Annotated in this window: 16 protein-coding genes; 1 reads left to right on the top strand and 15 read right to left on the bottom strand. The window is 45.7% G+C overall.

The features are described 5' to 3' along the window. From BW42_RS02835 to prsW, 11 genes are all read right to left on the bottom strand, one after another. Positions 1-579 (bottom strand): heptaprenyl diphosphate synthase component 1, encoded by a 579-nt coding sequence (locus BW42_RS02835; RefSeq protein ID WP_035407157.1) that lies wholly within the window; start codon positions 577-579, stop codon positions 1-3. 140 nt (positions 580-719) lie between these two features. Beyond that, a complete protein-coding gene (locus BW42_RS02830; RefSeq protein WP_012370671.1) occupies positions 720-992 on the bottom strand; it encodes an HU family DNA-binding protein in 273 nt (90 codons plus the stop codon). A gap of 85 nt (positions 993-1,077) precedes the next feature. Continuing rightward, positions 1,078-1,812, bottom strand: a complete 735-nt coding sequence (locus BW42_RS02825) for a hypothetical protein (RefSeq protein ID WP_035407154.1) — start codon at positions 1,810-1,812, stop codon at positions 1,078-1,080. Further along, positions 1,809-2,006, bottom strand: coding sequence for a DUF2768 domain-containing protein (locus BW42_RS16105; RefSeq protein WP_231496841.1), 198 nt, complete (start codon positions 2,004-2,006; stop codon positions 1,809-1,811). Before BW42_RS16105 ends, BW42_RS02825 begins: the two co-directional genes overlap by 4 nt. An 18-nt stretch (positions 2,007-2,024) precedes the next feature. After that, positions 2,025-3,050, bottom strand: coding sequence for an NAD(P)H-dependent glycerol-3-phosphate dehydrogenase (locus tag BW42_RS02815; protein WP_035407152.1), 1,026 nt, complete (start codon positions 3,048-3,050; stop codon positions 2,025-2,027). Positions 3,051-3,064: 14 nt separating this feature from the next. After that, the gene (gene der / locus BW42_RS02810) at positions 3,065-4,375 is read right to left on the bottom strand and encodes a ribosome biogenesis GTPase Der (protein ID WP_029342014.1); all 1,311 of its coding nucleotides are present in this window, start codon (positions 4,373-4,375) and stop codon (positions 3,065-3,067) included. A gap of 123 nt (positions 4,376-4,498) precedes the next feature. Beyond that, the gene (rpsA, locus tag BW42_RS02805; RefSeq protein WP_035407150.1) at positions 4,499-5,632 is read right to left on the bottom strand and encodes a 30S ribosomal protein S1; all 1,134 of its coding nucleotides are present in this window, start codon (positions 5,630-5,632) and stop codon (positions 4,499-4,501) included. Between the two features lie 102 nt (positions 5,633-5,734). Continuing rightward, the gene (locus BW42_RS02800; protein WP_035407149.1) at positions 5,735-6,334 is read right to left on the bottom strand and encodes a 1-acyl-sn-glycerol-3-phosphate acyltransferase; all 600 of its coding nucleotides are present in this window, start codon (positions 6,332-6,334) and stop codon (positions 5,735-5,737) included. Further along, positions 6,331-7,005 carry a (d)CMP kinase gene (gene cmk / locus BW42_RS02795; protein WP_035407146.1) on the bottom strand — a complete coding sequence of 225 codons (675 nt, stop codon included), beginning with the start codon at positions 7,003-7,005 and terminating at the stop codon, positions 6,331-6,333. The genes BW42_RS02800 and cmk overlap by 4 nt, the downstream gene beginning before the upstream one ends. A 76-nt stretch (positions 7,006-7,081) precedes the next feature. Continuing rightward, positions 7,082-7,738 carry a flagellar brake protein gene (locus BW42_RS02790; protein ID WP_035407143.1) on the bottom strand — a complete coding sequence of 219 codons (657 nt, stop codon included), beginning with the start codon at positions 7,736-7,738 and terminating at the stop codon, positions 7,082-7,084. A gap of 19 nt (positions 7,739-7,757) precedes the next feature. Further along, the gene (prsW, locus tag BW42_RS02785; RefSeq protein WP_035407140.1) at positions 7,758-8,435 is read right to left on the bottom strand and encodes a glutamic-type intramembrane protease PrsW; all 678 of its coding nucleotides are present in this window, start codon (positions 8,433-8,435) and stop codon (positions 7,758-7,760) included. 167 nt (positions 8,436-8,602) lie between these two features. Between prsW and BW42_RS02780 the strand changes: the two genes are divergently transcribed. After that, complete coding sequence (locus BW42_RS02780) at positions 8,603-9,571, top strand: asparaginase (RefSeq protein WP_035407137.1); 969 nt, start codon at positions 8,603-8,605, stop codon at positions 9,569-9,571. 51 nt (positions 9,572-9,622) lie between these two features. Here the strand turns inward: BW42_RS02780 and BW42_RS02775 are convergent, their stop codons facing one another. The 4 genes from BW42_RS02775 to BW42_RS02760 form a co-directional block, all read right to left on the bottom strand. Continuing rightward, a complete protein-coding gene (locus BW42_RS02775; protein WP_035407135.1) occupies positions 9,623-10,612 on the bottom strand; it encodes a YpdA family putative bacillithiol disulfide reductase in 990 nt (329 codons plus the stop codon). 130 nt (positions 10,613-10,742) lie between these two features. Further along, on the bottom strand, positions 10,743-12,008 hold the full coding sequence (locus BW42_RS02770) for a Glu/Leu/Phe/Val dehydrogenase (protein ID WP_035407132.1): 1,266 nt from the start codon (positions 12,006-12,008) through the stop codon (positions 10,743-10,745). Positions 12,009-12,154: 146 nt separating this feature from the next. Then, on the bottom strand, positions 12,155-13,087 hold the full coding sequence (locus BW42_RS02765; protein ID WP_035407130.1) for a D-alanine--D-alanine ligase: 933 nt from the start codon (positions 13,085-13,087) through the stop codon (positions 12,155-12,157). A gap of 139 nt (positions 13,088-13,226) precedes the next feature. Next, positions 13,227-13,817 (bottom strand): adaptor protein MecA, encoded by a 591-nt coding sequence (locus BW42_RS02760; RefSeq protein ID WP_035407127.1) that lies wholly within the window; start codon positions 13,815-13,817, stop codon positions 13,227-13,229. Positions 13,818-13,852 lie beyond the last annotated feature (35 nt).

Below are 13,852 nucleotides of genomic sequence, written 5' to 3'. Positions count from 1 at the left end.
TCATGCTACCGCCATCTGTTCGAGATGCGATAACAGTAATTTCTGTGCGACCAGATCTAGCTGCTCTGCCTGTTGTTGAATGATCTGCCGTCCTTGTCGTGTCAGCCATTCTCGTTTGGTGATTGCCGCGAGTCCTTGCATTAATCCGAACTCTGCTGTTAACCATAAGAGAACCCGTTCTTCCGTTGATTCATAGTTCATTTCGTGTAAGGCACACTTCGCTTCATTGACACGTTGAATGGTCCGTCCGAGTGAGACAAGAACCTCTTTCGGCAAACCCGCTAATTGTTCGAAGAAGTAGCTCGAGAAAAGATCTCCAGCTAATACAAGAAGCTGTCTTTCCTTCGAACCGCGTAATGTTTTACTGACGCGTTCATGCAGACGTAAAGCGACTTGTGCGAAATGAATCGCTTTGACGAGTGCTTCTGAATCTAGCTTGTCATGTTGAGCGACATCAATCAACCAACGGATCTGTTCACGATCGATGGAAGGGAAATCCACATGTCGAGCCAATCGTGTAGTTTGTTTAGTGGTGAGTGCAGTGATGATTTCATCCACGCGCAGCTCATGTTGTTCCATGCTTTTACCCCCCGATCTCCAGTGCCATCTCGTTGATGGACGTTCTTCTTTTTTAATATACCATAATCGGCGGGCTTTCACGCTTCTGAATGTCCACAAAAAAGCCGCCCGAGAAAATCTCGGGCGACTATGTAGCCGGATTACTTCACAGCATCTTTCAATGCTTTACCTGGTTTGAAGGCAGGTACTTTGCTTGCTGGAATCTCGATATCTTCTTTCGTACGTGGGTTGCGACCTTTACGGGCTGCACGCTCACGGACTTCGAAGTTACCAAATCCAATCAATTGGACTTTCTCTCCAGACTGAAGTGTCTCAGTGATCGATTCGAATGTTGATTCAACAACTTTCGTCACGTCTTTTTTTGTAAGACCTGATTTTTCGACGACTGCTTGAATGAGTTCAGTTTTGTTCATTACTTTCACCCCCTCCCAATCACTTCTTCGAGGGTAATCATACCCTATAAACGTTGCTATTACAACATTTTCGTGTAAATAACGTTCAATTTTCAGATTCTTCGCTCGATTTCTCTGAAAACACAGGTTCGCCTTTTTCGTTTATCGTGTAGCTTTGAGAATAGGCAGGAACAAAAGGTTGATCTTCATAAAGCAAATACCGAATATCCTGACCGACTTTCGGCTTTTTCTTCGCAGTTTGTACAGCTTTCTTCAACTCTGGCAAATAGTTGATGAAAAGACGACCTTGACCATCGACATAGATCGATAGCTTTTCATCTGAGTACGGACTTGGGACAGTCGGTTCTTTTTTGATGAATAACTTTTTATAGTCAAGGGTAAACTGATTTTTTCCGATGGAGCCTTTAAATGGGTACTTATCATTCTTCTTGCGATACGCATCAATTCGGACTTGAAGCTTCTGTAGTTCTTCCGCGACAAGCAAATCCATCAATTTGACAGTCGGCTTCGTCTCAACGTCGACCAACAAATAGATGAATGTTCCCCCGCCTTCGAAACTGTTCGTTGGTGGATCACTCATATAACGAGGTATCAGACGGCCCAGTTCGATTTGATAACGTTCCATGAGTGGCGTATCTGCCTCCATCGTTTTGATCGGCAAAACACCTGTGTCTTTCTGGTATGCATCGACGGCATCCTGAACGGTACGTAATTGTTGCGGATACGGCACGCGGTTCGACGGTTTCTGGCTGTCCGGAAAGAGACAACCTGATAATAACGTCACCGGAATGAGCATGAGTAGTACGAACCACTTTTTCATGCGCTCGGTCCCGCCATGACGATGAATACCATGATGATCGACGCAACGATGAAACAAACGAATGCCAAGGTTGACACGAGAATCTGCCAAATCCCTTTCAACTTCGTCCGACTGACCGTGACCAGCAAGACACTGATCGCAAAGAGTCCGATGCCAGCGAACGAAATCCACATTTTTAATAATCCTGGACTCAAGGTTTCCACCCCACTCCGTTAATCTTTCGTCGTGAAGAGATGCTCGATCTCATTTTTTTGTGGTCGTTGCATCAACTTTTTGACTTCTTCTTCCGGTGTATGACCGTCAAAGAGAACATGGTATAAAGCAGAAGTAATTGGGAGTTCACATTGTTTCGACTCTGCTAGATCATATGCAGCTTGTGTCGCACGAACACCTTCTACGACCATTCCCATGTTTTCAAGCACTGTCTCTAGTTTTTCTCCTCGACCGATGGCATTTCCCGCACGCCAATTTCGGCTATGGACAGAAGTACAAGTGACGATTAAGTCACCCATTCCTGTCAAGCCGGTGAACGTCATTGGGTTTGCCCCAAGCATCGTTCCAAGACGAGCCATCTCGACCATTCCACGCGTAATCAAGGCTGCCTTGGCATTGTCCCCGTAACCGAGACCATCTGTCATACCCGCAGCAAGTGCAATGATATTCTTCAGTGCTCCACCGAGTTCTGCCCCGATGATGTCCGCATTGAGGTAGACACGGAAGTTTTCATTCGTAAACAATTCCTGCACACGACCAGCCTCTTCTAAATCATCCGATGCAACGGTCACCGTCGTCGGTTTACGTAACGCAACCTCTTCAGCATGTGAAGGACCTGTCAAGACACAAACCGCTTTACGTTTCGCCGGGTCGACCTCTGCTTCGATCAACTCAGACAATCGAAGATGTGTCTTCGGTTCGATTCCTTTTGATGCATGAATCAGGACGACTGGTTCTGTCAATAGTTCATTTAATTGACGAGAAACCGCACGAATCGCAGATGACGGTGTCACGATCAAAATATGTGTTGCGCCTTCGACCGCCACTTTGAGATCCGTCGTCGCCTTCAATGATTGTGGCAACACGACGCCCGGCAAGAATTGCGCATTTTCATGATGCTCATTGATACGGTCGACATTTGTTTGTTCACGACCGTAAAGAATGACTTCCTGATCATTATCGGCTAAGACGAGCGAGAGCGCTGTTCCCCAGCTTCCTGCTCCGATGACAGCGATTTTGGTCATACTGAATCACCTCATTATTGTTTTTGACGAGCTAAAATCCGGATTGGTGTACCTGTGAAATCAAATGCCTCCCGAATCCGGTTCTCGAGATATCGTTTATAAGAGAAGTGAAGCAATTCTGGATCATTGACGAACAAGACGAACGTTGGCGGACGCGACGCGACCTGAGTCGCATAGTTAATCCGTAAACGAACTCCTTTATCTGTCGGCGCAGGGTTCATAGCGACAGCATCGACGATGACATCGTTCAAGACACTTGTCTGAATCCGTTGCGCATGACTGTGCGCTGCTTGCTGAATGACTGGTAATAACGTTTGTAAACGACGTTTTGTTTTTGCTGAGACGAAGACGATTGGTGCATAGTCAAGGAAACGGAATTCTTCCCGAATCTCTTCTTGCATCTTTTTCATCGTCTTATCATCTTTTTCAACAGCATCCCATTTATTGACGACAATGATGACCGCGCGACCTGCTTCATGGGCATATCCTGCTACTTTTTTATCTTGTTCGATGATACCTTCTTCACCATCAAGAACAACACAGACGACATCTGCTCGTTCGATTGCTTTTTGAGCACGCATGACACTAAAGCGTTCTGTCGATTCATAGACTTTCCCGCGTTTTCGCATCCCTGCCGTATCGATGATGACGTATTCTTGTTCATCCCGCGTAAATGGTGTATCGATTGCATCACGTGTTGTACCAGCGATATTCGAGACGATGACACGCTCTTCACCAAGAATCGAGTTCGTCATACTTGATTTCCCGACGTTTGGACGACCAATCAAGGCAAACTTAATCGTACTTTCGTCATATTCCAACTCTTCTTTATCTGGTGCTAATTCAAGGACACGGTCGAGTAAATCACCAAGTCCAAGACCATGTGTACCAGAAATCGGGAATAAGTCCCCGAATCCAAGAGAGTAGAATTCATACATTAAATCACGCATCTCAAAATTATCCACTTTATTGACAGCTACGACGACTGGTTTGTTCGAACGGAACAACATGTTCGCGACTTCCTCATCCGCTGCTGTGATTCCTTCGCGTCCGTTCACCATGAAAATGATGACGTCCGCTTCATCAATGGCGAGCTCCGCCTGATGACGCATCATTTGAAGTAGGGGCTCATCCCCAACTTCGATTCCACCTGTATCAATCAAATGAAAATGACGATTCAGCCATTCTCCAGTTCCGTAAATACGGTCGCGGGTAACGCCTGGCTTGTCTTCTACGATTGAAACCCGATCTCCAATCACCCGGTTAAAAATCGTCGACTTTCCGATATTTGGGCGACCTACGATCGCCACGACTGGAATTGCCATCCCAACACCTTCTTTCTCTTCTCTCGCTTCATAGCCGTTCTATTGTATCAAATCAAACTCTCATATACCATAACAAACCGCATATAAAAAGCGGACACGCTTGTGTCCGCTTTGTGTCATCCTTTATTCTTTCGTCTCTGAATCGTCTTCTGTCAAGTCAGCGACAGAAAATCCTTCTGATTGATTCGAGTAATCCGAATAGTCCTCAGAAGACCCTTCTTCCTCTTCGAGAACACGTGTCGAGAGCGAGATCTTGTGCTCATCAAGACGCACTTCGAGTACCTTCGCTTCAATTTCTTGTCCTTCTTCAAGTACTTCTGAAGGCGATCCGATATGACGGTTCGCGATTTGTGAAATATGCAAAAGCCCTTCTACCTGCGGTGCAAGCTCAATGAAGGCACCGAACTGGACAAGACGACGTACGCGTCCTTTGACAATATCCCCAGCTTCGATTTTCCCTTCCATCTGTTGCCATGGACCCGGTTGTGTTTCCTTGATCGACAACTTAACCTTTTCTGTATCACGGTCGACGCCAAGTACTTTGACTTCGACTTTCTGACCTTCCTTGACGATGTCCGAAGGACGTTCGACACGATGGTGTGCCATTTCCGAGATATGAACGAGACCATCGACGCCACCGATATCAACGAAAGCACCGAAATCTGTCAATCGTTGGACTGTTCCTTCTAGAACTTGCCCCACTTCTAGATTTTCGAGTGTCTCTTTTTTCTTCGCGTTCAATTCACCTTCAACGACGGCTTTGTGCGAGAGAATGACACGGTTCTTCTCTTGATCGAGTTCAACGACCTTGACGTCAATCGAACGACCGATGTAATCCGAGAAGTCCTCGACGTAATGCCGCTCGACAAGCGACGCTGGGATGAATCCACGGACACCGATATCAACGACGAGACCACCTTTAACGATGTCTTTCACGACAACTTCAAAGATCTCACCTGATTTATACTTCTCTTCAACTTGCTCCCACGCTTTAAGTGCATCAATTTCTCGTTTTGAGACGACGACCTCTTCATCCGTGATTTTCTTGACCTTCACTTGTAGTTCATCTCCGACGTTCAACACACCACGAATATCATCGAGATGAAGACTCGATACTTCGCTGATCGGTAAGATGGCTTCTGTTTTATATCCGATATCAATGAGTGCTTGCTTGTCTTCAATTTTCACGACCATTCCGGTAACTACCTGGTCCCGATGAATTTCAAAATCAGGCATATCTTTCATTTCTTCGACCATTCCAAAACAACCTCCTCACGATGAGTACAAGAAACGCCTGACACGTGTCAATGCGTTTATCCTGCTTCTAACTTCTTACAATTCTGACTATTTGTCAAGGTATTAAGCGTGATTGAAGTAGACGGATTTGATTTCGTCCATGATTCGATCAGAAATCGCTTTCGCAGCACCACGTTGATCACGTAAATCCGAAATATCGACCGGTTTTCCGATCGCGACGCGCATTCGTTTGAATGGGCGATACGATCCAATGATGGCAATCGGTAAAATCTGAGCATTCGATCGTAAGGCGAAGAACCCTACACCGGGTTGTGCTGATGTGAATTCTCCTGGAGCAGAACGCGTTCCTTCTGGGAAAATGCCAACAGTCTCATCCGTATTTAACAGCTCGATCGTCCGTTTCAAGGCTTGACGGTCCCCTTGACCACGACCGACAGGATAGGTTCCTGCCGCAATCATCAGCTGCTTTAAGGCAGGGACTTTAAACAACTCCTCCTTCGCCATATAACGAACCGAACGTTTCGGTGGAATCGCACTAACGAGGAAGACGGGATCCCAATTTGAACTGTGGTTGGCACAGATGAGTAAGGAACCGTCTTTCGGAATATTCTCTTGCCCCGTCACCTTCAATCGGAAGACTGTTTTGGCTATGACCCAGACGACAAACCGCGCAATCCGATAAACGGTATCTTGACGTTTCATTTTAGAACACCTTCCGCTAGTTCCATCAGGCGAACAACGACTTGATCAATCGTCATCTCTGTCGTATCTAGATATAATGCGTCGTCTGCTTGGCGTAGAGGAGAGACTTCACGTTCACTGTCCCGTTTGTCCCGCAGCGCGATTTCTTCTTGAAGAACTGTGATATCGCTATCCATCCCACGCGCGATGTTCTCCCGGTGCCTTCTAGCTGCACGCTCTTCCACAGTTGCCGTCAAGAAAACTTTTAATTCAGCATCAGGTAATACGACTGTACCGATGTCACGACCGTCCATGACGATGCCACCCTGATCTGCTAATTTTCGTTGCGCCGTGACGAGTGCTGCTCGAACTTCTTTTTGACGAGCGACGAACGATACGTTATTCGTGATTTCGATGGAACGGATCGCATCCGTCACTTCGCGATCACCAATAAAGACACGTTGCCCGTTTTCGCCTGGTGTTAAACGAATATCAAGCGATTTCATCAATTCGCCAAGCACTTCTCCGTTGTTCAGATCAAGCGATTGTTCGAGTGCTGCGAGCGTAACGGCACGATACATCGCCCCTGTATCGATATATACATAGTCAAGGCGTGCCGCCAGTTGTTTTGCGATCGTACTTTTCCCAGCACCTGCTGGTCCATCTAATGCAATTTGAATCTTCTTCATCATCCATCCAATCCTTCCATCTTCCCCATATTTGATGGGGATTCATTCTTCCGAACGTTATCATAGCAAAAAAATGCGGTCAGGTGAATGGATTCATGCCCCTTCTTGAACTTTTCATTTGCATTTGATAACAGTGACGCAATACTAGCTCACGACTTCTGTCAGGAATCATTGTAAATTGGAATGCGAGTTCATACCGTTCTTCCCGTCGATCGATACGGACGAGCTCAGCAATAACATCTAAAGTACTCGAAATACCGTCACCAGTAGGTAGAATGAATGTCATCTCCACCTCTTCCTCTTTTTGAATCGGTAACTGATCCGACAAAATCATCATGCCACCAGCCGATAAGTCAAGCGTCACCGTCGTAAACGGATCAAATTGCGTTTTATGCGGATGAACGGCGACATCGAGCATTTGTGGTACTCGAACGAATTGACGTCGTTGGATGCGCTCGATTTGATCATCACTCGGTCGCTTTAAGGCGTACCGCTGACCACGAAGTGGATCATTTTGTCGTTCCACGACGACCGTATCAAATCCAAATAATTTACCTTTTTCTTTAAAGAAGTAAAACGAAACTTCTTCGTGGTCTGACAAGATGAACGTTTTTAATGTCGCGACCTCACTTGGTGCCTCGATCCAAATCAATCGATTCGTTACGGCTGTTACTTTTGACCGTCCTTGTCGATCTTCACTATTCGAAAGCATTACTAAATCCCCGATTTCCATCATCCTACTTCGCTCCTACTTTCTATTCGATGCCATCTGAATGTTGTTTTTTTCGTTTGAATCGACGATTCAAACGGTTGGCACCTCGTACTTGAAATAATCCGATCGTCCATAAAATGATCATGAAGACGATTGGCAAAACAGATATACCACCATTTTCCAATATTAACAAATTAAATAAGATATGTGCAAATACCGGAATCGTTATCGATAAGGACAACCACCGATACGGGTGAGGCGAGAATTTCGCCATTCCCATGAAGAAACCCATGATGACAGCAAACAAAGCATGACCGGATACCGGTAGTAAAGCTCGGAATAGCATGTGTTCGACCGTTCCATTCACCATCAGATATAAGATGTTCTCAAGGGTAGCAAATCCAAGCGAGCACGCTACGGCATAGATGATCCCATCATAATAATCATTAAACCGTTGATGGATATACACGGTATAAAAGACGACGAACCATTTTGCAAACTCTTCTGTGACTGCTGTTCGAACCAATTGCACCTCTTCACGCCCACCAAACTCCGTTTGAACGATATAGTCGATGAACATCAAGGGAAAAACGAGTAAAATTCCAAAAATGAAGCTTCGAAGGATATATCCAACAGGCTCTGATTCATGTTCGTGACGTAGATAAAAATAAGTTAGGAGTGCGATGCCTGGGGCAACTCCGGAGAAAACGATTTGAATCACGCTTCCTCTCCCCCTTTCTTCCTCTCCATAAGAATAAAGGTTTCTTGGAAAAAAGAAAACGTCCTCGTTGTTTCGGGAGGGAAAAAGGTTACAATATGGAAGAACTAATTGAATATGCTATAGAAAGTAGGTGAAGGTCTTTTGTCTTTTGACACAGACCATTTAGAATGAAATCATTATTATTAATTCATACGGGTGGAACGATTGCGATGGCGCAAGATCACTCCGGTCACGTCTTACCGAATGACATCAATCCACTGGATGCTTCACTACCTCGAGCGACGGATATCGCAAACATCACAACGCGTCATTTTTCAAATTTACCTTCTCCACATATGACGCCCGACATCATGCTACGGTTGGCACACTTCATCGAAAGTGAACTTGCTAAAGAACACTACGATGGAGTCGTCATCACCCATGGGACGGATACGCTTGAAGAGACCGCTTATTTCTTACATTTGACAATTGGTGCACCTGTTCCGATTGTTTTGACTGGAGCCATGCGTTCATCCAACGAAGTCGGATCGGATGGCGAGTTTAATTTGATCACGGCACTCCGTGTCGCAGTCAGTGAAGCAGCGCGTGAAAAAGGTGTTCTCGTCGTCTTTAATGGTGAGATTCATTCGGCATTCAACGTCACGAAAACGCATACGTCATCCGTCGATACGTTTAAATCGGTTCACTTCGGAAATCTTGGCATGGTGACGAAAGATCACGTTTACCTATTCAACACGCCACTTCTGAAGCAAACACATATGGTAACCTCGCTCTCTAAACGTGTTGCTGTTTTGAAAGTATATGCCGGAATGGAACCAGATTTATTACTATCCGTGAAACAACTCGGTTACGATGGACTCGTACTTGAAGTTCTCGGTCAAGGAAACGTCCCTCCGAGTATCGTCGATGCCATTGCCGAATTGATCGCAGTCATGCCGATCGTCATCGTTAGTCGATGCTTCAATGGAATCGTGCAAGATGTTTATGGATATACAGGTGGCGGTCAACAGTTAAAAGAGATCGGTGTCATTTTCTCAAATGGACTGAACTCACAAAAAGCACGACTTAAATTAATGATTGAACTCGAAATCAATGCGACCCAATCAGAACTCGAAGAGTCATTCAGGGTCGAATAAATGAAAAAACCTCTTGACTCGGAACTCATCATTCCGAATCAAGAGGTTTTTTTAGACGTGAATTGATAGACCACGTAATCGTTCGACGAGATGATTCGCGATGTTCGCGCCATGAAAACGTCCGTTTTCAATGAATATCTTATTGGCATCGTATCCTGCTGCAACGACGCCGGCAATATAAATCCCAGGAACATTCGACTCCATCGTCTCTTCATCATGACTCGGAACACCTGTCTTGCGATCGATCGCGATACCAGCATCAGCGAACAAGCCGACGTCTGGTGTATAACCCGTCATCGCAAATACGAAATCTGCTCGGACAGTCCGCTTGTCTCCCTCCACTCGGTAAACGACTTCTTGGTCCGTGATTTCCTCGATCATCGCGTCAAACACCATCTTGACCTTTTCCGAACGAACGAGTGATTCGAAGTTCGGCAAGACCCATGGTTTGATCGATGAACTATACTCGGGTCCACGATAAAGTACAGTTACGCGTGCTCCTGCTTTTTCAAGCTCGATTGCTGCATCAACACTTGAATTCTTCCCACCGATGACGACGACATCCTGATCAAAGTATGGATGCCCTTCCGTAAAATAGTGCGATACGTGGGGTAACGTTTCTCCTGGGACGTCCATTCGGTTCGGTAACCCATAATAACCTGTCGCAAGCACAACAGATCGTGCTTCTCGCTGTTTCTTCACTCCAGAGCGTTCTGAATGGATGATGAAGCGATCCGCCTGACGTTCAATGTGCTCGACTGTCTCAAATGGACGAATCGTCAACTGCTTTCGTTTGACGACTTCTCGATAATAGACGAGTGCATCGAGACGACGTGGTTTTAATTCCTTATTGATGAACGGCACGCCACCGATTTCTAATTTTTCACTACTTGAAAAGAACGTTTGATGCGTCGGATAACGATAGATCGCTTCAACGATATTTCCTTTTTCGAGCACTTCGACGTCTAGTCCTCGATCTTGCATTTCGATCGCTGCCGATAAACCACATGGTCCTGCACCGATTACGATACAATCTAACATTCGAATATCTCCTCTTCCGGTTGCTTTTTTTATATCTTAGCAAATCTCATCAAGAGACGAAAGAAATTGCAATAGGAAAACACCCGCTCCTCATCTAGAGGAACGGGTGGTACGTATTTTTAACGTTTAATTAGACCCAACCACGGAAACGGGATGCTTCTGCCATTTTCCGCACACCTACCATATAAGCGGCGAGACGCATATCGACATTTCGCGTCTGTGCTGTCTGATAGACTTGGTTGAATGAGTTCACGAGGACCTTTTCGAGTTTCTCATGGACTTCCTCTTCCGTCCAGTAATACCCCTGATTATTCTGTACCCATTCGAAGTAAGAAACCGTTACGCCACCACTCGAAGCAAGAACATCCGGAACGATCAAAATGTCACGTTCTGCAAGAATTTTCGTCGCTTCGTTCGTCGTTGGACCGTTTGCTGCTTCTACGACGATCGCTGCGTGGATATCATGTGCATTGTCTTCTGTAATTTGATTCTCGATTGCCGCAGGAACAAGAATATCACATTCGAGTTCAAGCAATTCTTTATTCGAGATCGTATTTTTGAACAATGTCGTAACCGTTCCGAATGAGTCGCGACGGTCCAGTAGATATGGGATGTCGAGTCCGTTCGGATCATGAAGTGCACCGTAAGCATCACTGATGGCGATGACTTTTGCACCTAAGTCATACATGAACTTCGACAAGAAGCTACCTGCGTTCCCGAACCCTTGAACGACGACGCGTGCTCCTTCAAGTGTAATGCCTTTTTTTGCTGCCGCTTCTCGGATCATGATTGCGACACCTTTCGCCGTTGCTGTTTCACGACCGTGTGAGCCACCAAGAACGAGCGGTTTTCCTGTGATGAAACCAGGAGAGTTAAATTCATCGATCCGGCTGTACTCATCCATCATCCAAGCCATGATTTGTGAGTTCGTGAAGACGTCAGGTGCTGGAATATCCTTTGTCGGTCCAACGATCTGACTGATGGCACGGACATATCCACGGCTGAGACGTTCGATTTCGCGGAAGCTCATCTCACGTGGATCACAAATGATCCCGCCTTTCCCGCCGCCATATGGTAAATCAACGATACCTGCCTTCAGACTCATCCAGACGGATAATGCTTTGACTTCGACTTCCGTCACGTTTGGGTGGAAACGAATTCCCCCTTTTGTCGGTCCAACAGCATCGTTATGTTGCGCACGATATCCTGTGAAGATTTTCGTCGAACCATCATCCATTCGCACCGGAATCCGGACTGTCAACATCCGGAGTGGTTCTTTAAGTAATTCATACATTTCGTCTGGATACCCTAATTTCCCTAGTGCTTCCTTGACGATTTCTTGTGTTGCTTCCAGTACGTTCTTGCGATGATTCGCATGTTGTTGGTCAGTAATCATTCCAACGTTCCTCCCCATAAGTGGCATCCCCTATGCCGTTTCCTTGTTCGGATAAAGTATACTCTTTTCTCGAACGTAATGAAAGGGGTTACGCCCATATTTGTAAGCGCTTTCTCACTTCTTTTCCTAGGATATCAATGATTGGATTACTTGATTTGGGCGTGGCGTTCAATCGCTAATTCCATGAAATACTCGACCAATTCCGGATATTCGATACCAACTGCTCGTGCTCCGTCCGGGAATAAACTCGTTGATGTCATACCTGGCAATGTATTCGTCTCTAAAATAACTGGATTTCCGGACTCAGGAACAAGGAAATCTGACCGGGAATACCCAGCACAACCCAGTACTTGATGTGCTTTGACGGCCCACTCCTGAAGTATTGCTATCGTCGTCTCATCTAGTTCGGCAGGGCAGATATGCTCTGAACCTCCGATTGCATATTTCGATTCGTAATCATAAAAGGCATTCTTCGGAATGATCTCGATGACCGGTAATGCTTTTTCTGCACCTTTATGACCAACGACTGGAACCGTCACTTCGCGTCCTTTAATGAATTGTTCGACGAGAACCGCATCATCGGCTTCGAACGCTTTTGCAATCCCCTCACGTAACATCGTCTCGTCTTGTGCGATTGTCAATCCATTCGATGAACCTTCTTGTGCTGGTTTAACGACACAAGGGAATTGACCATTCCATTCTGCGATTTTCGCCTCGACATCATCTTCACGTTCTAATAATACATCACGTGCAATCGTGATACCCGCTTTATCAAAGTGAACTTTTGAACGTGCCTTATCCATCGCAAGTGCTGACGCTAACACACCTGAACCTGTGTATGGAATATTCGCAAGTTCAAGTAACGCCTGCACGCGTCCATCTTCACCAATTTTCCCATGAAGAGCGATGACAGCCACATCTACATCCAGCTGGAAGAGTTCATGTGCTCGATCAGGATGGAAATCAACAGCCGTGACTTCATGTCCTTTACTGTTTAACGCTTCCATGATTGATTTTCCACTGTTTAATGAAACCTCCCGTTCACCTGAAGTCCCACCATATAACACTGCCACTTTCATCCTACTTCACTCCTTCTTCTTACGTTCAATGATTATCATACCATCCTTCTGACCACGAAAAAATACAAAATGGTGCCACTTCTGGTAGAAGATAAAAAGGTGCGACATTGCCTGACGAGGCAATGTCGCACCTGATGTTCTAAATGTGGAATTGTTCCGCAATCGTGGCAATGGCTTGTTTCGATTGAATCGTTTTTCCGTACTCTGACATGACGAGCGGACTTTTCGGGCTCGGTTCCCCGTATTCTGACAAAATCGTCGTCACCGTACGCTCGAGCGCGTCATTCATTCGTTCCTGGAAATAGAGATAATAGCTGCCTTCGAAGAAATAAAGACTACCGCCTGTCTCCGTGTACGACATATGTCGTAATAACCCATGGCTCGCTTGAATGACATCTTCGAGCGAATTCAAGGCATACAAGACATGATGGACGATGTCGACCGTCATGCGAATTTCGACTTGATCAAATTCGTCATTCATCTCTTCCGGTAAATCACCTTCACGACGCACATCAACGAGCATGCCGTCATTCGGAAAGAATGTGACGAAAAATTCGAGTGTTCCTGCTGCCTGAAAACCAAAATTCGATTCAGCTTCCTCTAATAAATTGCGCAATAGAGCTTGTCCCTTCCCAACGGCCAACGTTTCTGGTCGGACATCGTGAAGTGATAACTCTTGCTTCGTAATGAAGACACGAAGGTGTCCTTGTTTCATTTGTTCAAACCTCATATAGACTCCTCCAGTCAAGACCGGAAACATAGGTG

The organism is Exiguobacterium sp. RIT341, assembly GCF_000632205.1.
Taxonomy (GTDB): Bacteria; Bacillota; Bacilli; order Exiguobacteriales; family Exiguobacteriaceae; genus Exiguobacterium_A.
The sequence above is the reverse complement of the archived record's forward strand: the minus strand, read 5'-3'. Positions and strand labels throughout refer to the sequence as shown.